Annotated in this window: 16 protein-coding genes; 7 read left to right on the top strand and 9 right to left on the bottom strand. The window is 53.6% G+C overall.

Going from position 1 to position 18,049, the window contains the following annotated elements:
* Positions 1-112: 112 nt before the first annotated feature.
* Positions 113-1,837 (top strand): ABC transporter ATP-binding protein, encoded by a 1,725-nt coding sequence (locus ACFSDB_RS09265; RefSeq protein WP_204892015.1) that lies wholly within the window; start codon positions 113-115, stop codon positions 1,835-1,837.
* Positions 1,834-3,693 carry an ABC transporter ATP-binding protein gene (locus ACFSDB_RS09260; RefSeq protein WP_204892014.1) on the top strand — a complete coding sequence of 620 codons (1,860 nt, stop codon included), beginning with the start codon at positions 1,834-1,836 and terminating at the stop codon, positions 3,691-3,693. Before ACFSDB_RS09265 ends, ACFSDB_RS09260 begins: the two co-directional genes overlap by 4 nt.
* A gap of 75 nt (positions 3,694-3,768) precedes the next feature.
* Here ACFSDB_RS09260 and ACFSDB_RS09255 read toward each other — a convergent pair whose 3' ends face one another.
* Together ACFSDB_RS09255 and ACFSDB_RS09250 are read right to left on the bottom strand one after the other, a co-directional pair.
* Positions 3,769-4,074, bottom strand: coding sequence for a hypothetical protein (locus tag ACFSDB_RS09255; RefSeq protein WP_204892013.1), 306 nt, complete (start codon positions 4,072-4,074; stop codon positions 3,769-3,771).
* 204 nt (positions 4,075-4,278) lie between these two features.
* Positions 4,279-5,169: a CPBP family intramembrane glutamic endopeptidase gene (locus ACFSDB_RS09250; protein ID WP_204892012.1), complete on the bottom strand. Its 891-nt coding sequence runs from the start codon at positions 5,167-5,169 to the stop codon at positions 4,279-4,281.
* 134 nt (positions 5,170-5,303) lie between these two features.
* Here ACFSDB_RS09250 and ACFSDB_RS09245 point away from each other — a divergent pair, with 134 nt between their 5' ends.
* Positions 5,304-7,175 carry a penicillin-binding transpeptidase domain-containing protein gene (locus ACFSDB_RS09245; protein ID WP_204892011.1) on the top strand — a complete coding sequence of 624 codons (1,872 nt, stop codon included), beginning with the start codon at positions 5,304-5,306 and terminating at the stop codon, positions 7,173-7,175.
* A gap of 661 nt (positions 7,176-7,836) precedes the next feature.
* On the opposite strand, the gene ACFSDB_RS09240 is transcribed toward ACFSDB_RS09245, so the two are convergent.
* The 4 genes from ACFSDB_RS09240 to ACFSDB_RS09225 form a co-directional block, all read right to left on the bottom strand.
* Positions 7,837-8,226 (bottom strand): hypothetical protein, encoded by a 390-nt coding sequence (locus tag ACFSDB_RS09240; RefSeq protein ID WP_204892010.1) that lies wholly within the window; start codon positions 8,224-8,226, stop codon positions 7,837-7,839.
* A 16-nt stretch (positions 8,227-8,242) separates the two neighbouring features.
* Complete coding sequence (locus ACFSDB_RS09235) at positions 8,243-9,637, bottom strand: sensor histidine kinase (protein ID WP_204892009.1); 1,395 nt, start codon at positions 9,635-9,637, stop codon at positions 8,243-8,245.
* Positions 9,634-10,305, bottom strand: a complete 672-nt coding sequence (locus ACFSDB_RS09230; protein WP_204892008.1) for a response regulator transcription factor — start codon at positions 10,303-10,305, stop codon at positions 9,634-9,636. Before ACFSDB_RS09230 ends, ACFSDB_RS09235 begins: the two co-directional genes overlap by 4 nt.
* Positions 10,306-10,371: 66 nt before the next feature.
* On the bottom strand, positions 10,372-12,471 hold the full coding sequence (locus ACFSDB_RS09225) for an MMPL family transporter (RefSeq protein ID WP_204892007.1): 2,100 nt from the start codon (positions 12,469-12,471) through the stop codon (positions 10,372-10,374).
* 356 nt (positions 12,472-12,827) lie between these two features.
* Here ACFSDB_RS09225 and ACFSDB_RS09220 point away from each other — a divergent pair, with 356 nt between their 5' ends.
* From ACFSDB_RS09220 to ACFSDB_RS09210, 3 genes are all read left to right on the top strand, one after another.
* Entirely contained in the window at positions 12,828-13,439 is a 612-nt protein-coding gene (locus tag ACFSDB_RS09220) for a type 1 glutamine amidotransferase family protein (protein ID WP_204892006.1), read from the top strand.
* Positions 13,440-13,842: 403 nt separating this feature from the next.
* Positions 13,843-15,123: an ATP-grasp domain-containing protein gene (locus ACFSDB_RS09215; RefSeq protein WP_204892005.1), complete on the top strand. Its 1,281-nt coding sequence runs from the start codon at positions 13,843-13,845 to the stop codon at positions 15,121-15,123.
* 192 nt (positions 15,124-15,315) lie between these two features.
* On the top strand, positions 15,316-15,705 hold the full coding sequence (locus ACFSDB_RS09210) for a hypothetical protein (protein ID WP_204892004.1): 390 nt from the start codon (positions 15,316-15,318) through the stop codon (positions 15,703-15,705).
* Positions 15,706-15,748: 43 nt separating this feature from the next.
* Here ACFSDB_RS09210 and ACFSDB_RS09205 read toward each other — a convergent pair whose 3' ends face one another.
* The 3 genes from ACFSDB_RS09205 to ACFSDB_RS09195 all read right to left on the bottom strand — a co-directional run bounded on the left by ACFSDB_RS09205 (position 15,749) and on the right by ACFSDB_RS09195 (position 17,073).
* Entirely contained in the window at positions 15,749-16,114 is a 366-nt protein-coding gene (locus ACFSDB_RS09205) for a PH domain-containing protein (protein WP_204892003.1), read from the bottom strand.
* Between the two features lie 245 nt (positions 16,115-16,359).
* Positions 16,360-16,578 (bottom strand): helix-turn-helix domain-containing protein, encoded by a 219-nt coding sequence (locus tag ACFSDB_RS09200; protein WP_204892002.1) that lies wholly within the window; start codon positions 16,576-16,578, stop codon positions 16,360-16,362.
* A 9-nt stretch (positions 16,579-16,587) separates the two neighbouring features.
* The gene (locus ACFSDB_RS09195; protein ID WP_204892001.1) at positions 16,588-17,073 is read right to left on the bottom strand and encodes a DUF2975 domain-containing protein; all 486 of its coding nucleotides are present in this window, start codon (positions 17,071-17,073) and stop codon (positions 16,588-16,590) included.
* Positions 17,074-17,499: 426 nt separating this feature from the next.
* Between ACFSDB_RS09195 and ACFSDB_RS09190 the strand changes: the two genes are divergently transcribed.
* On the top strand, positions 17,500-18,042 hold the full coding sequence (locus ACFSDB_RS09190; protein WP_204892000.1) for a helix-turn-helix domain-containing protein: 543 nt from the start codon (positions 17,500-17,502) through the stop codon (positions 18,040-18,042).
* Positions 18,043-18,049: the final 7 nt, after the last annotated feature.

Below are 18,049 nucleotides of genomic sequence, written 5' to 3'. Positions count from 1 at the left end.
TGGGGGATGGTTTCATCCGTTTCCAAATGCGGGCGCCGGCTTTGACAGCCTCCGCGAAAAGCAGTAGCTTATAAGTACAATTATAAAAGCATCATCAAAGGGGAGCGTCATTATGCTGAAAATCCTGAAAAACCTGCGGGCCTATAAATGGCTGGTCGCAGCCGTGTTCGGGCTGGTGTTCATCCAGTCGATGGCGGACCTGTTCCTGCCGACGCTAATGGCGGACATTATCGACAACGGCGTTGTCACGGGCGACGTAGCGTACATCTGGCGCATCGGCGGCTGGATGCTATTGGTGTCTGCAGTCGGCGCAATTGCCGCAATAGCCACGAGCTTTTATTCGTCCCGCGCCGCAATGGGCATGGGCCGTGACGTGCGCCGGCAAGTCTTCACGCACGTCGAGCAGTTTTCGCTGCAGGAATTCGACCAGTTCGGGACCGCGTCGCTCATCACGCGGACAACGAACGACATCACCCAAGTCCAGCAAGTCGTGCTGGTGCTCTTGCGCATGGTCGCGAGCGCCCCAATCATGCTCGTCGGCGGGCTTATCATGGCGATTTCGCAGGATGCGAAACTGTCGCTCGTCATCATCGGCGCGATGCCGGTGCTGTTCTTTTCGATCCTGCTGATCCTGAAAAAAGGGATCCCATTGTTCACCGAAGTGCAGAAGCGGCTCGACCGGCTAAACCTCGTGTTCCGGGAAAACCTGACGGGCATCCGCGTCATCCGGGCATTCACCCGCGAAGAAGCGGAAAAGGCGCGGCTCGAACGCGCCAACCGCGAGCTGACGGACGTCTCGATCCGGGTCAATAAAATCATGGCGTTCCTCATGCCGGTCATGATGCTTGTCATGAACCTGACCGTCGTCGCGATCATCTGGTTCGGGGGCATCCGCATCAACAACGGCGCGATGCAGATCGGCGACTTGATGGCGTTCATCCAGTACGTCATGCTCATCATGTTCGCGCTCGTCATGGCGTCGATGATGTTCATCATGGTGCCGCGCGCCGCCGTTTCGGCAAAGCGCATCAACGAAGTGCTCGCAATGCGCCCGGCATTTGAGGATCTCGGCACCGGAACCGCCGACCGCGAACCCGGCACGCTCGAGTTCGAAGGGGTGTCGTTCAGTTATCCGGGAGCGGAAGAGCCGGTGCTGTCGGACATTTCGTTCCGTGCGAACGCCGGCGAGACGACCGCAATCATCGGCGGGACAGGATCCGGCAAGTCAACGCTGATCAACCTCATCCCGCGTTTCTATGAAGTATCCGAAGGCACCATCCGCGTCAACGGCGTCGACATCCGGGAAGCGCCGCAAAACGAAGTCCGTTCGAAAATCGGCATCGTGCCGCAGAAATCCGTGCTGTTCTCCGGCACGGTCGCGGAAAATATCCGATTCGGCAAACCCGGTGCCAACGAAGCGGATGTCGAGCATGCTGCACGGGTCGCGCAGGCCGATGAATTCATCCAGCGCCTCGACGACGGCTACGCGACCTACGTCGAACAAGGCGGCGCGAACCTGTCCGGCGGCCAGAAGCAGCGCCTCGCGATAGCACGGGCGCTGATTCGGAAGCCCGACATTTATATTTTTGACGATAGCTTCTCTGCGCTCGATTTCAAGACCGACTCTCGCCTGCGGGCCGCGCTTGAAGCGGAAACCGAGCGCGCAACGGTTTTACTGGTCGGCCAGCGGGTCAGCACGATGAAGACCGCCGACCGCATCATTGTCCTGGAAAAAGGGCGGATCGCCGGCATGGGCACGCACGAAGAGCTTCTAAAGAATAATAAAGTCTACCGGGAAATTGCCGAATCCCAGCTGTCCGAGGAGGAGATCGCATGAGCGACATCAAGAAACGGCCGCAGCGGGGCGGGCACGGCTTCGGGCCGCCCGGCGCAAATATGATGATGACCGGCGAAAAGCCGAAAAACTTCAAGGGCACACTCAAACGCCTCCTGGCTTATTTGAAGCCGCGCCGCACGCGGCTCACCATCGTCTTCCTTGCGGCCATCCTCAGCACCGTGTTCACGATTGTCGGTCCGATGATCATGGGGATGGCGATCACGGAATTGTTCGAAGGCGCGTATGGGGAAATCCGCGGAGAGCCGGGTGCGTCGATCGACTTTGGCACAATCGGCGAATTGCTGCTCCTGCTCGCGGGACTTTATTTATTCAGCAGCGCGTTCATGTACCTCCAGCAATATTTGATGTCGACCGTTGCACAGGACACAGTGTACGACCTGCGTGAGAACGTCAGCGCAAAGCTCGAGCGGCTGCCGCTGAAATATTACGACCAAACGGCGAAAGGCGAAACGCTGAGCCGCGTGACGAACGACATCGACACGATCGGCACAACGCTGCAGCAAAGTTTGACGCTCTTCATCACATCGTTCGTGACGATCATCGGGATCACCGCGATGATGCTCGTCATCTCGCCGCTCCTCACGGTCATTGCGATTGCGAGCCTACTCCTGTCGGTGTTTGTCATCCGGCCGATCCTCAAGCGCTCGCAGAAGCAGTTCGCCGACCAGCAGCGCACGCTCGGCGAACTGAACGGCCATATCGAAGAGATGTACACCGGGCACCCGGTCGTCAAAGCGTTCGGACATGAAGAAAAAGCAATCCAGCGCTTCAATGAAACCAACGAACAATTATACGAAGCGGGCCAGCGCGCCCAGTTCATGTCCGGCATCATCATGCCGCTCATGCAATTCATCGGCAACTTCAGCTACGTGCTCGTCAGCGTGGTCGGCGGCATCCTGGTGACACAAGGGCGCATCTCGATCGGCGACATCCAGGCGTTCATTACTTATACGCGCCAGTTCACCCAGCCTGTCATGCAGACGGCGAACATCGCGAACATCATCCAGTCGACGATCGCCGCTGCGGAGCGGGTCTTCGAACTGCTCGATGAAGGCGAGGAAATCAAAGAAACAGGCGTTGCCCATCTTGAGCGCGCACGAGGCGCCGTGTCATTCGAGCACGTGGACTTCGGCTACGGCGACAAGCTGCTGATCGAAGACATGAACATTTCCGTCAAGCCTGGCCAGACCGTGGCCATCGTCGGTAAGACCGGCGCGGGCAAGACGACGCTCATCAATCTATTGATGCGCTTCTACGAACTCAATGCCGGCACCATCCGCATCGACGGGCTCGACACGCGCGACCTGTCGCGCGACGAACTGCGCCAAAGCTTCGGCATGGTGCTGCAGGACACGTGGCTCTTCAATGGTACGATTCGCGACAACATCGCCTACGGCAAAATGGGGGCGACGGAAGAGGAAATCGTCGCAGCTGCAGACGCCGCGCACGCCGACCATTTCATCCGCACCTTGCCGGAAGGCTACGACACCGTGCTGAACGAAGAAGCGTCGAACATTTCGCAAGGGCAGAAACAGCTCCTGACGATTGCGCGCGCCATCCTGTCCGATCCGCCGATCATGATTTTGGATGAAGCGACCTCGAGCGTCGACACGCGCACCGAAGTGCTGATCCAAAAGGCGATGGAGCGGCTCATGAAAGAACGCACAAGCTTCGTCATCGCCCACCGGCTGTCGACAATCCGCGGCGCGGACCTCATCCTCGTCATGGACAACGGCCGGGTCATCGAACAGGGCACGCACACCGAACTGCTCGACAAAAACGGCTTCTACGCCGACCTGTACAACAGCCAGTTCTCGAAGACTGTGGCGAGTTGAATAAACACAAAAATCCGGCAGTGCAAATCAGCACTGCCGGATTTTTCTATGGAAGAGCTATAATTTATTCGCTGTTTAAATTCCCGGAACGCCGAGGAGGTTGCCGAGTATGAAGCCTGCGGCAAGCAGGCCCAAAGCGATCGCCAAAAATGCAAGCAGCGAGCGCTCGTGTTCTTTGCGCACCGAAAGGAACGCGAGGACAGCACCGACGATTGCCGCCGCCATGCCGATCAGGCCGAAGACTGTGATCAACCCTTCCGAGCGGATCACATCGTTCACTTCAGCCAAAAGGTAAAGGGCGATGAAAATGAGCAACGCCAATGCGGCGAGCGCTGTACCTGTCCGGCCGCGTTTCGTTGCGGGAAACAGATGGACATTCATGTTCGGCACCTCCAGAGGAATTCAATTGAATCTACATTAATAACAAGTGGAGTTAACAATTTTCATTGAGCTCACCCAGCGCCGACGCGTCCACGGCCAAAGCGCCGAAGCGGTATGAAAAATTTTGTTTCTTAAATTAGAAGATCAACCTGTCCCATGATCCACCTACACACCTATCATTTCTTCATTCCACTCACTGCGCCTTTATTCAAGAGACCCCGGCCGGCTTTCCGGCGGCTCGTGCGGGCGTTCGTCGATCTTTTGATTGTCGCTGTCTTTGAACACATCGAACAGGTCGTTCGGCGGTTCTTCGAGGTCCTTGGCGAGCCGCAGGATGATGGCAAGCAGCAGCGTCAGCGTGGCGATGAGGACGATAAGGTTCGGCCATCCTTTGGTGTAAAGGTCGTTGACGCTTGTCACTGTCAGCCATTCCGGAAAATCAGGATTGGTGAACAGCAGCGCGACCACAATCATATTGTTGAAGATATGGAGAAGGATCGGGATGAGCAAATTTCGGGTCTTTAAGTACAGGAACGATGCCAGCACCGCAAACATGAACGAACCAAAAAATCCGATATGGAAGATGCCGAACAGGAAGCTTGACAGGCCGACGCCGCTCCACATGCCGAAGCGGGCTACAAGCTGGGTCAGGATCAATCCGCGGAACACGAATTCCTCGGCGATCGGGCCGATGATGCCGATGATGAGGGAAAGCGAGACGAGGTACCAGACTTCTTCCGGGAGCGGCGCAGTCTGGAAAAAGAAGCCGACTGCAGACGGCGTCACGATATGAAGCGCCCGCAGCATGAGCCAAAAAACGCTCAGCGAAAAGGCCATCAGCACCACAGTCAGCCCGAGAAGCGGCAAGATCCAGCGCGCTGAACCGCGGAGGAACACGACCTGGTTCAAACGGATGCCCTGCTTTTTGAAGTGATAGCCGAAAAACGCAACCGGGACGACGACGTAAAACACGAGCTGCATCGCGATATCGATGAGAAGGGGATTGCCAGTGGTCTGGAGCAGGATGAACGCCGCCATGATCAACGCGGCGAGCATCCAGCCGAACAAGTGGAAGAACTTGATTTCATGGAACATCCGCTGCACCGCCTTTCGCTGAAATCCGTGGCAAGGGGGCAGGAAAAAGATCCGTGCTGTATCTCTATAATAACCTAAAACCAACTATCTAACTATTCAGAAAAAGGTTAAAATGGTAAAAAGGAGGCCGTGCCATGAAGAAAAATGCGATTGCCCTCATTCTGCTCCTATTTGTCCTATTGCTGGCAGCGTGCCAGGACGACCCGCCGCAGCCGGAAGCGACGGAAGAACCGAAGCCGCAGCCCGTACAAGTATCGGAAGACCAGACGGCGGCCGAAGCGCGCCTCGTTGAATACATCGCGCTTTGGACGAAAGGCGACTTTCAGAACATGTACGCCAATTATTTGAACGAAGGAACGAAAGGCGCGTTCGGCGAAGCGGTGTTCATCGACTGGCAGCGGCAGCTCCAAGAAGAGCTGAACATCCAAAACGTGAAAGTGGCACATACGCCGGCCGAAAACACCGACTGGAATAAAGACCAGCCAGCCGATTTCAACTTGGCGATTGCCATGGAAACCGGCGGCGGCCCGGTTGAATTCAACAAAACGATGAGCCTGCTTTACGAAAACGAAGACTGGTTTGTCGAATGGGATCCGTCGTTTATTGTGCCGGGGCTTGAAGAAGGCGACAAAGTCTCGAGTTCGAAGGCGCTGCCGCCGCGCGGCGAGATCATCGACCGGCAGAAAAAGCCGCTCGTATTCAATGCCGCGGGCTACGAAGTCGGCGTCATTCCGGAAAAATTCGACCGCAAGGCCCGAACCAATGACCTCGCGATCCTCCTTGGCATGACGCCGGAAGCGATCAATGAGAAACTGGACCAGAGCTGGGTGCAGCCGCACCATTACGTGCCGCTCGCCCATATCAAGGAAGACCAGGTCGTGCTCGACAAACTGTTTGCGATGACCGGCACGGTGCGTGAGGAAAAGACCATGCGCAGCTATCCGTTTGGCGGGCCGCTGTCGCACATCACCGGGTTTATCGGGCCGATTACCGCCGAGCAATTAGCGGCGCTCCCGGGCTATCAGCGGGACGACGTCATCGGCCGCCGCGGACTCGAGGAGCTCTATGAAGAACGGCTCCGCGGTACCGCGGGCGGGCGCATCATTATCCAGAAAGCGAACGGAGGCGGCAACGTCACCGCAGCCGAACGCGAGCCCGCACAAGGCGAAGCCGTCCATCTCAGCATCGACGCCGGCCTGCAGAAGCGGCTCTACACCGCAATGAGCGGCAAGCCTGGTGCTGCCGCAGCCGTTGATCCGAAAACCGGGGAAGTGTTCGCGCTCGTCTCTTCGCCCGGCTACAACCCGAACGATTTTATCCCGAACATCACGGCGAGCCGCTACCAAAAGCTCGCATCTGACCCGCGGCTCGTGTTCTTCAACCGCTTCGCCGCAGCCTACACACCGGGCGCCGCACTCAACCCGGTCGTTGCAGCAGCCGGATTGAAAGCGGAAACCATCAAAGCGGATGCCATCAATAAAACCTTGAACGCGACGCCGCACAACGCCTATGCCGCTGCGATCAAAGCGCAGGGGATCGATGCCTTCAAGGCAAATCTCGCAGCGTTCGGCTTCGGCGAACCGCTGCCGTTCGCAATCGAGCTCACCCCGTCCCAGCTGTCCGTTGATGGCGTGCCGGGTTCCGCGGGGCAAGTGCAGGCGAATATCCTTCATTTGGCATCAGCCTACACCGCCTTCCTGAACGAAGGCACTATCTACGAGCCCGCGCTCCTGTTCGGCCAAGAACCGAAAGTCTGGAAAAAAGGGCTCGTAACCAAAGAAGGGGCCGAATCCATGCAAGCGGCACTGAAAACCGCGCTCGCCAAAACGAAACTGGGACAGGCGGGCATCGCCGGCACCCTCTCGACCGTCAAAGCGAGCGGCAAGGAAAACGGCGTCTTCGTCGGTTATGACACCGGGAATCCCGCATACGTCATCGCCTTGATCGTTGAAGGTACCGACAAGAAAACGCTTGAAGCTGCAGTACTTGCGGCGTTTAATAAATGATGGGAATTAAGAGGCATCCGCAGCAGCGGATGCCTATGTTTTTTTAGTGGAGAAGAAGAGTTCATGTAGAAACCAAAAGAGTTCATGAAGAAATACGAGGAGTTCATGTAGAAACCAAAAGAGTTCATGTAAGAAGCTGATTAATTCATGTAAAGACACTTTTATAAAGTTGCACTTAGTGCTTTTCGCCGCGGCGAAAAGCGTCCCTTAGGGGTTAAGGAGGCCGCCGCAGATGCGGGGGCCTTTTCCATACAGTTTTTACCCATCGATAGAAACGCTAGAAACATCGATAGGAAGCGTGCATACCGCCGATAGAAAAAGACAAAAGCTGCCGACGAATACGAATCTCAGTTCTTAGTGCTTTTCGCTGCGGCGAAAAGCGTCCCTTAAGGTTTGAGGAGGTCGCCGCGGATGCGGCGGCCTCTTCCATTCGGTTCTTAAACAATGTAAGAAACTGCAAAACCTTCCTGCGCCAAGAGAGCAGAACCGCTCAGAATCGTATTTTAACCTTTGCTGAGCGTATTTCGCCGATCGCTGAGCGTATTTTAACCATAGCTGAGCGTATTTTAACCTTCGCTGAGCGTATTCCCGCCGCCACCAACAACACCGCGAAATCTAAAAGAAAAGCCCTCCCGGACCACCCGGAAGGACTTCCCACTTTCTATTCTTTCTCTGTCAAAAACGTAATCACCGCAAACAGCAGGAACGCGAGCAGCAAGAGCGTGCCGCCGACGATGAACAAGACCATCACAAGCGTGTCGTTCCAATTGAACGGGTTCAAATTATACAGCCACATGCCGGCGGTGAGGCCGACGGCGCCTACCATCGCGAGCACGCCGTGGACCGCGACCAGTTTCTTGTACTTGATCGTGTACATCCGGTAGAAAATCCCCCAGGCGAACACCGACAGCCAGCCGACCAGCAAAATGTGCGCGTGGATCGGGCGCAGGGCGTAATCCATCTGGCCCGCCATGTGCGAACCGAGGTACGTGCCGAGCAATCCGAAGATTGCCGAAAAGCGGATCAACCGCAAACTCCAAACTTTTTCCATGAATAAAACCTCCAACTTAATTTCGTATTCTATCCGTGAGCGGAAGCGTAATGATGAATTCGCTCCCGTCTCCCGGTTTACTTTTTACGTCAATCTTTCCATGATGCAAGGTGACAACCTGATGCACAATCGACAAGCCGAGCCCAGTGCCGTCCGTGTTGCGGGCGGCGTCGCCCCGGTAGAAACGGTCAAACAGCTGCCCGAGCGCTTCTTCCGAAATGCCGACGCCGGTATCCTTGAACGACACCTGAACACTTTCTTCATCTGAGTGCAACCCGATCTCGATGCTGCCGCCGGGTTTATTGTACTTGATGGCGTTGGTCAATAGATTTTCCCAGACGTTCTCAAGCAGTTCGGCGTCGCCGCGGAACCGGGTGGGGGCGAGGTGGTATGACAGGTTGATGTCTTCCTCCTCGAGCCGCCAGCGGTATTTCCGGACTGCACCTTTCAATTGTTCATCGAGTGCGAATTCCTCCGCTTTCATCGGATACGCGCCTTGGTCGAGCGAGGTCAGCAGCAGCAATTGCCGCGTCAAACTCGACAGCCGCTTCGCTTCCTGGTCAATGATTGCCGTATAGGCGAGGCGGTCGGCGTCCGGCAAGTCATCCGCCTTCAATAGATCCGCATAGCCCTGGATGTTCATGAGCGGCGACTGGAAATCGTGCGAGACGTTGCTGATGAACGATTTGCGCGCGAGGTCGTTATGTTTCAACTGATTCTGCATCAGATTGAAGCTTTCCGACAGCTGGCCGATTTCATCGTTGCGCCGGATGTCGAGCGGGTAGCTGAAATTTTCGCGCGCGATGTGCTTCGTCGCTTCGGTCAGCTGGACGATCGGCCGCGTCAATTGGCGTGCCATCCACAGCATGCCGATGATGATGACGAGTGCGATTGCGGCGACAAAGCCAATCAGCACCGAGTGGATATCGGTGGCTACGAGCTTCGTGTCGGGCCGGATGAAGAGGCCATAGCGCTCGCCGCCCTGCTCGAACGGCACGCCGACCGTGTTGTGCAATTCATTTGTAAAATGGCCGATCATGAAGATGCGGCCGGTGAAATTGTCGAGTCCGGTGTAGACGGCCCCTTCGGTCAGTACGCGCTCCGCTTCTTCCGGGAACGCCGTGTCGTCGAACGGTTCGCCGAAGAACGTCTTGTTGCCGGCGCTGTCGACAAGCGCAATCTGGTAGCCGAGCTTCGCGACCGCCTCCAGGTAGCTCTCGAAGCCGTCCGCGGAATACGGCACGACTTCGAGCGTGCCGACGATCTCTTCGGCGATGGCGACGTTCTGCTCGATCGTCTCTTCTTTTGTGACCGCCAGGTAAAAGGCGTTCGCGATAATAAAGCCGATCAGGATGCTGATGACCAAGAGGAACAGCGTAGCGACGGTGAATTGCCGGTACAAGGTCTTCATTTCGGCGCCTCGAGCTTATAGCCGATGCCGCGCAGCGTATGGATCTCGACATCCGCGCCGTAGCGCTTCAGGCGGTCGCGGATCCTATTGATGTGCGTGTTCAGCGTCATTTCACTGCCTTCGTGCTCTTCGCCCCAGACGTATTCCATCACCAAACCGCGCGGTGTCGCCAAGTTTGCACGCGACACCAGCAACGACAGGATCTCGAACTCCTTCAGCGGCAGGATGACGGTTTCATTGCCGATTGCCACTTCAAAGTTCCGGCGGTTGATCGTCAGGTTGCCTGCCTGCAGATTTTCCGAAACCGACCGTTCCGAGCGTCGCAGCACCACCGCGACCCGGAACAGGAGCTCTTTCGGCTCGAACGGCTTGACCACGTAATCCTCGGTGCCGGACAGGAAGCCCCGTTCCTTGTCCTCAAGCTGGCCTTTGGCGGTCAACAGGATCACCGGGATGCCGAGGTCCTGCGTCAGGATGCGGGTCAGCTCAAAGCCGTCCATGCCCGGCATCATGACGTCGACGATGGCAAGGTCGACAAGCTGGTCTTCAAGCAGCAGCAGCGCGTGCTCCGCGTCGCTCGCCTTGAACACCGTATAGCCTTCTTTGCCGAGATGGATCGCCACCAATTGCTGGATATAAAGATCGTCATCCACAACGAGTATTTTCATACCTTTCACTCCCCATCAAAAGAGAGCCATTGAATGCGGCTCTCCGTTATCTTTAGTATGCAGGGTTTACTTGTCTTTTTCAAAAAACAGGATCAAAGCGGGCAGCAGCATGCCGCGCACAAGGAACGTATCGATCAGGATTCCGATTGCTACCATGAAGCCGAAGACGAACAAATCGGCGATCGGCATCGTGGTGAGCGCCGCAAACGTCGCGGCCAGAATGATGCCGGCGCTTGAGATTACGCCGCCCGTGTTGCGGATCGCGATCTCGAGCGCTTCTTTGACACGGCGCGTCTTGCGCTCTTCGATAAAGCGCGACACCAGGATGATGTTGTAGTCGATACCGAGTGCGACCAGGAAGATGAACGCGTACACCGGCACGCGCGTACTGATTGCTTCAAAGCCGAACAGCACATCGACCAGGAAGATGCCGAGCCCAAGAGCTGACAGGTAGGAGAATAGGATCGTCGCCATCATATAGAACGGCATTTTCCATGAACGCGTCAGCACGAACAAGAGCACGAGGATCAATAAGGTCTCGAGAGCGACGATTTTGTAGATGTCGCTGTTGTTGACGGCGCGTTCATCGACGAGCTTCGGCGTGATGCCGCCGAAATGCGCTTCGCCGTCAATGCCGGCAGCTTCGAGCACGTCGCCGCTTTCATTCCGCAAGTCTTCAATAAAATCGAGCGCTTGGGTCGAATACGGATTGAGCGACAGCGCGATGCTGTACTTCACCGCTTCGCCGTTTTCGGTCTGGCCGGAAGGGCGGGCCGAAGCGATTTCATCGTATGCGGTTAGCTCTTCTGCAAGCTTGGCTGCCGCTTCTTCGGTGATCGGTTCGTCGCTTTTCACAAGCAAAGTAGACGGAGCGATTTCGCCTTTGTCGAATTTCTCTTCGACGATTTCATAGCCGACGCGGGACGGCATATCGTCCGGGAACGACTTCACCGTATCGAATTCGAATTCCAAGTTGATGATGTTGAGTGCCGAGAGCAGAAGCAGTACGGCAACGAGCCCGCCGGAGAACAAGGGCTTGTTGACGACGAATTTCGCCACCGGCCCCCAGATGCCATGCTTCATTCTCTTCGCATCGCCGTATTTCGGCACTTTCGGCCAGAACGCCTTGCGGCCGAACAGCGTGAACAGCGCCGGAATCAGCGTGATCGAAGCAATCATGATGACGAACACCGCGGTGCCGAAGATCGGCGCGAAGTTCGCGTAATCGCGGAAAACCGCGAAGAATAGCACGAGCATCGCCGCAAGCACCGTGCCGCCTGCGAAGAAGACCGGTTCGCCGGTCGCGCGCATCGCGTACTTCATCGCTTCGTATTTGCTTTCGTAATGGTTCAGTTCCTCACGGTAGCGTGAGAACACGAACAGCGAATAATCGATGACGGCGGCGAACAGGAGAATGCTCATGATCGACGTCGTCTGGCTCGTCAGTTCAAGCCCGGCTTTGCCCATGAACGCGAGCGTCTGGTTCACGACCTGGTAGACGATGCCCGTCGCGAGCAGCGGAATGATCGCAAGCAGCGGCGAGCGGTAGATGACGATCAACAGCACGAGGATAATCAAAACGGTTGCGATCAATAAGACGAAATCCGCTTCTTCAAACAATTTCACGGTGTCGCCGGCGATTCCGGCTGGTCCCGTAACATAAAATTCCATGGCGCCGAAATCAGCCGCAATATCTTGGCCAATCTCCGTTGCTTCGTCGTTGATCTCCGAGAAGTCGGCGCTGCCAAGGCCCGCTTCGAGCGCCATCGGGATGATCATCGTCGAATTGTCTTCAGAATAAAAGCCTTCAAGTGCGGGCGGTGGCAGCTGGCTGATGTCGATGATCGAGTCGATGCCTTCAATCTCCGCATCCGTAATGCCTGCCAGGATTTCCTGGACGGCTTCTAATTGTACATCGCCTTCAGGGTTATGGAACACGAGGATGCCCGGCGTGCCTTGGTCGTTCGGGAAGGCTTCTTTCAACTTTTCGTCTGCGATGATCGACTGGGCGTCATCGGGCAGCGATTGGAAGTTCGCAACTTTATAGTCGTTCAGTGTCGGGCCCATGCTCAGCGCAATCATCCCTACGAACCAGATGATGAGCGTGATCCACATGCCTCGTTTCGTGGATACCCAATCGGTGATCGGGTTTAAGAATTTGTTCATGAATGTCACTCCTCTTTCTATCTTTAAACGATTTCCAACCCATCATAGCGGACGAATATAAATTGAATATCAATTTTCGGTGGCAGAGATATGAACAGATGTGTCAGAACCGAGATATTCCGCACAACCGCTTCGCTTGCCGCGGACTAACTGCCAAGCCTCCTCGGGCTGACGCCCTGTGGGGTCTCGGCAGTTAGTTGTTCCGCAGGCGTCTCCGCGGTTGTGCTCCATATCTCTAAACCGTTCTCTATAAGAAGGAATACCAGAAACCGCCTTTTTCAGACAACTTCCAGATGGTATAATGCTAAGTAACAGGCAAGACAGGGTTTATTCCAACGGAAAAGGAGAGGGATGGGATGGAGCTGAAGGAAGTGTTGTTTGTGCTGCTGGATGAGTATGCGGACTGGGAAGCGGCGTCGCTGGCGTCGGCGCTGAACGAACCGCCGGACCAGGGCGAGCATAAGTACCGAGTGAAGACGGTATCGCTCACCCATGAACCGGTGCGGTCGATCGGCGGCTTCCGGACGGTCCCGGATTACACGGTCGATGAAGTGGGCGATGATTTTGCGGGAATTGTGCTGATCGGCGGCAATTCGTGGCGCAAGCCCGGGAGCGAAGCGGTTATGCGGCTTGTGCAAAAAGCGCTCGATGGCAGTAAAGTCATCGCTGCGATCTGCGATGCCACGGTGTTCCTCGGCATCAACGGCGTGCTGAATTCCGGGAAGCACACAAGCAATCGGCTGGACGACCTGCAGGAGACGGCAGGGGGGAATTATACCGGCGCAGCCGATTACCTCGAGCAGCAGGCGGTGCGGGAAGGCAAGCTCATCACCGCGAACGGCTCGGCATTCCTCGAGTTCGGCCGCGAAGTGATGACCGTCCTCGAATCCGCGCCGCAACAGGAGATCGATGAGTGGTACGAGTTTTTCAAGAACGGCTATTACGAATTCATAGGGAAACAGAAATGATGCGAACCGCAGTCACGGGACTGCGGTTTTTTTGTGTGCTTTGCGGGAGTGAGATTGAAGAGGTGGACGGAGTGTCGATTAAATTCCATGGAATGTCGATTAAAATCTGCAAAGTGTCGATTGAATCTCAAATAGTGTCGATTAAATCCGATAAAATGTCGATTAAATTGAATGGAAGCCCGCCAACTACTCTCGGAAATTAGAACGTTCATCGCTTTTGCAAAGGAACCGCAACCTCCGGGCTGCGGTTTTTTTGTTGGAAGTGGTGACAACTGATTTTTTAAAAAAGTTTAAACATGTTTTAATTTTCACTTAATTTTCACATTTCTCCGCTAAGTTTGTTGTATGCAATCCGAACAGACATATTCCCATACTTTATTCGAGAAGGAAGAGGCGGTGGCGTATGAAGAAGATGATGGTTCTTGGCGGCTATACCCACATGATTGATGTGGTGGAAACGGCAAAGCGGATGGGTTTCTATACGATTGTCGTGGATAGGGACACGGATTCCCCGGCAAAAGCCCACGCGGACAAAGCGTTTGATATCAGCACCGACGAAATAGAGCGCCTCGCTGAAATCGCCCGTGCGGAAGAGGTTGGCGGCGTGATCAACGCATTCGACGACTTCAATACGTGGCAGGCGCAGGTATTATGCGAAAAGCTGGGGCTTCCGTATTACGCCACAAAAGAACAGCTGGCAATCTGCTCGGACAAAGAACGCTTCAAGGCATACTGCAGAACCTACGGCGTTCCGGTTATTGAGGAATATGGAATCGAGGATTTGCTGAGCGAAGGCACGGAATCCAAAATCCGATTTCCGGTCATCGTCAAACCGGTCGACAGCTACGCGAGCCAAGGGATTTCTGTCTGTTATAGCCCGGAAGAGCTGAAGAAGGCATACGCCAAGGCCAACCAGCGCTCAAGATCCGGAAACGCAATCATCGAACGGTTCGTCGACAATTCCCACGGTGTCGAAATGTATTATACGGTCAAGGAGGGCAACGTGATTTTGACCGGTGTGGCCGACCGCTATGTACATAAGGTTTCGGAAGAACATCCGCCGCTGCCGACAGCGACCGTATTTCCGTCGCAGCACCGGGAGCTTTTCCTGGAAAAGCTGGATGAGAAAATCAGAACGATGATCCGCGGCATGGGCATCCAGAACGGCGTCCTGTTCTTCCAGTCGCTGTTCGAAGAAGGCGAGTTCTTCCTTTATGAAGTGGGCTTCCGCCTTAGCGGTGAAAAGCATTACCAGCTGATCGAGAAGCAGACCGGCGTCAATTTGCTCGAAATGATGCTCGATTTTGCGGCCGGCGGAAACTTGGACGCGTATCCAATCGAACAATTCGACAACGGCTATGCGAAGTTCCCGGCCTGCAACCTGGCAGTATTGCTGAATGCGGGAGAAATCCGGGAAGTCAACGGGCTCGAACACATTCTCGACATGCCCCAAGTGGTTTCATTCACCGGACTGAAAGGGGCAGGCGACCAGGTCGAAGCCACCGGCAACTACGGCCAGATGCTCGGCCGGTTCAACATCGTCTGCAAAGACCCGAAAGATTTCCATACGGTGATTAATGAAATTAACGCTGTGCTGGAAGTCGTGTCGACCGAGGGCGCAGACATGATTGCAGCCCGCTACCATCCGAGGGCAGAAAAGGGAACACCGGCCCGCTGCCATTAAGCGGGGGTGAATAAAGGCTATGGATGATATTAGTTTGAATAGAACCGCAGTCTAGGGACTGCGGTTTTTTCTTTTTGTGCTCATAACGCGTTGGCGAACGCTCATCGCCTCTGGCAGAACTCCGTTTTCCAACCGTCGCTTGTTAAATTTCCATAATTTAGGTAGGGTGGAGGAGAGGGGGAGATCGTGGATATGTTTTTATGGTTATGGATCATGATTGGGCTGATGGTGATCGTCGTATTGGCGAACCGGTTTCTGCCGCTTTGGGTGAAGGTGTTGCTTGGTGTTTATTTTATAGTTGTTGCTGCGGTGTTTATGAATGGAGTCAACCGGATTAATGAAAAATACACAACGCCGTTGCCGGACGTGTATTGGGATGAAAACTCGGCTTGGGTTTATCTGATTTCGGACCTTTTGTTTTTCCCATTCATCGGTGTTCTGATTTTTATCTACATAAGATGGGTGATGGGAGCCCAGGGGAAAAGGTATAAAGCGCTTGTTCTAGCAAGCACCATCCCGTCTGTGTTCATCTTATTCTTCTTTTATTTCATGTTCAATTTCGGTTACGGCTACCGACCATAATAAATCAAAAAACGACCCGGCAGCTTTTGCTTGCCGGGTCGTTCTATAGAATCGCTTCTGCAATCAGTTTGTCGAGTTTTCGGATATCGACTTTTTTATTCAGGTTCAGTTTGAATCTGCCGGCTTTCGTCCAAAGCTCCAATTCCGTGTTGATGTCGAACGTGCCGCCATTTTCCGACGAGTACATAATGATCGACTTGAACGGAATCGTGTAGACCTCGACTTTCTTGCCGGTCAGCCCCTGTTTGTCGGAGATGATGATGCGTTTATTGGTGACCACCGCAGTGTCGCGCAAAGTCTTATAAGCGATGTGCGCCTCTTCTCCGTTAATCAGCAGATCGTTCACCGATTCTGGCACCTCGATTTCCTGCAAAAAAGTCCACGCCATCATGCCATTCAAATTAGCCATTCCAATTCCTCCTTCGGGTTCTGTGTCCAGTATGGCATATATTGGAATAAAGGAGAAGGGGATTCGGCTGAGTGATTATAGAAGTCCGCTGAGTGATCATAGACCGCCTGTTACCGCTCATAGAGCTTCGAAAAATGCTCATAGAATTCCCGAAACCACTCGTAGAACCCCAAAAATCGCACATAAAAACAAACCGTCAATAAAAAAAGAAACAGATTGAAAGGAGATGCCGCAAAACCTCCGTTTCAATCCGTTTCTTCATCCGCCCGGTATTCCAGAATATCTCCCGGCTGGCAGTCCAGGGCCTTGCAGATCGCCTCGAGCGTCGAAAACCGCACGGCTTTGGCTTTGCCGTTTTTCAGGATGGACAGGTTCGCCATCGTGATGCCGACCCGTTCGGTCAGCTCGGTGACGCTCATTTTCCGTTTCGCCAGCATGACGTCGATGTTGATGATAATTGCCATAGTTTCACCTCAGACGGTTAAGTCGTTTTCTTTTTTTATTTCGATGGCGTTCTTCAGCAGCTTTTGGAGCAGCGCCGCGAACACTGCGATGACGCTGGACGCGAACGCGCCAATCGCTCCGAGCGTGATGATGTGCGTGATGTCGTCATCAATCAATAGGATCGTCGCCAATTCGCCAAGCACAATAAAGGCGATAATCGCGAGCGCGCAAAGCTTGATGACGTTCAGCGCCTTGATCGACCGCTCGGAGAACGCCTCGTTGCGGTCGATGTACGTCAGCAACTTAAAAGTCTGGTACAGCGCAATGAAAAAGGGCACAAAGAAAATATAAGCGGAAATCAAAAATGGATATTGCAGATACGCCGTTTCCGGATGCATCTCCGCATCCTGAGCCGCAATAAGCGGCAGCCCGAAAATGCATATCGCCAGCACGACCAGCCCCATAAACACTAACACCGCTTTTAAAAACAGCGTCGAAACTTTTTTCCGGCTCATGGCCCACACCCCGTTCGGTTGTTGTTAAAGAGAATATACCACTTTTTTTATTGATAATCAATAAATAAATATTGATAATTAAAAAATAAGGAGAATCCTCATTTTTTTATGAACTGTATAAGACAGTTTATAGCTACTGGATGCTCAAAGAAATTTTACAGTCTTACTAAAAAGAACTTATACCATAACTCAATTGTATAAAGTCATCCAGAAAAGATATTTTATAAAGCAAGAAGAAAAAAGATTCATTTACAAGTGATAAAAGAATGGATTAATAGCGATAACATAGCATTACTTTTACTTAATTAATAAAAAAACAAAAATATTCTATCAATTCAAAAATGATTATGCTAATATGGTAAAAAGTTTAGTCAAACTATAATTATTACTGCCACACTGTATTCGGAGAAAGGAAAGGTACAAAAAATGGATGGAATTTATCAAAAAATCAAGAATTTGCGTGTAGAACAAGGCTTTACGTTGAAGGACTTGAGCGAAAAAACGGATTTATCCGTAAGCTTCTTGTCCCAGATTGAAAGGGGGACCTCTTCTCTTGCAATTACATCGTTGAAAAAAATTGCTGACGCATTTGCAGTGCCGATCACGTATTTCTTTGATACTGATTCAAATCATAATTACATGTTGCAAGCGTCAGAGCGCAAGCCGTTCCGGCTAGAAGGTTCTCCTATCGTCTACACAAGACTGAACGGTGAATTTGGCGGAAGGACTTTAGAGCCGCTGCTGGTAACACTTGCTCCGAAACAGGAGTTAAACCAAGTATCCAGCCACCCGGGAGAAGAATTCTATTATGTATTGAAAGGTGCAGCTTTGTTCAAAGTAGATGGCAAAGAATATTTTGTCCGGGAAGGCGATTCCATTCATTATCCATCGGAAGTTCCGCACGCTTGGGAAAATCCATTGAATGAAGAAACGCAAATCTTATGTGTATTGACGCCGGTGATATTTTAATTCAAAA

It is taken from the genome of Planococcus chinensis (assembly GCF_042681545.1).
Lineage (GTDB): Bacteria > Bacillota > Bacilli > Bacillales_A > Planococcaceae > Planococcus > Planococcus chinensis.
This window is presented reverse-complemented; position numbering and strand designations above follow the sequence as displayed.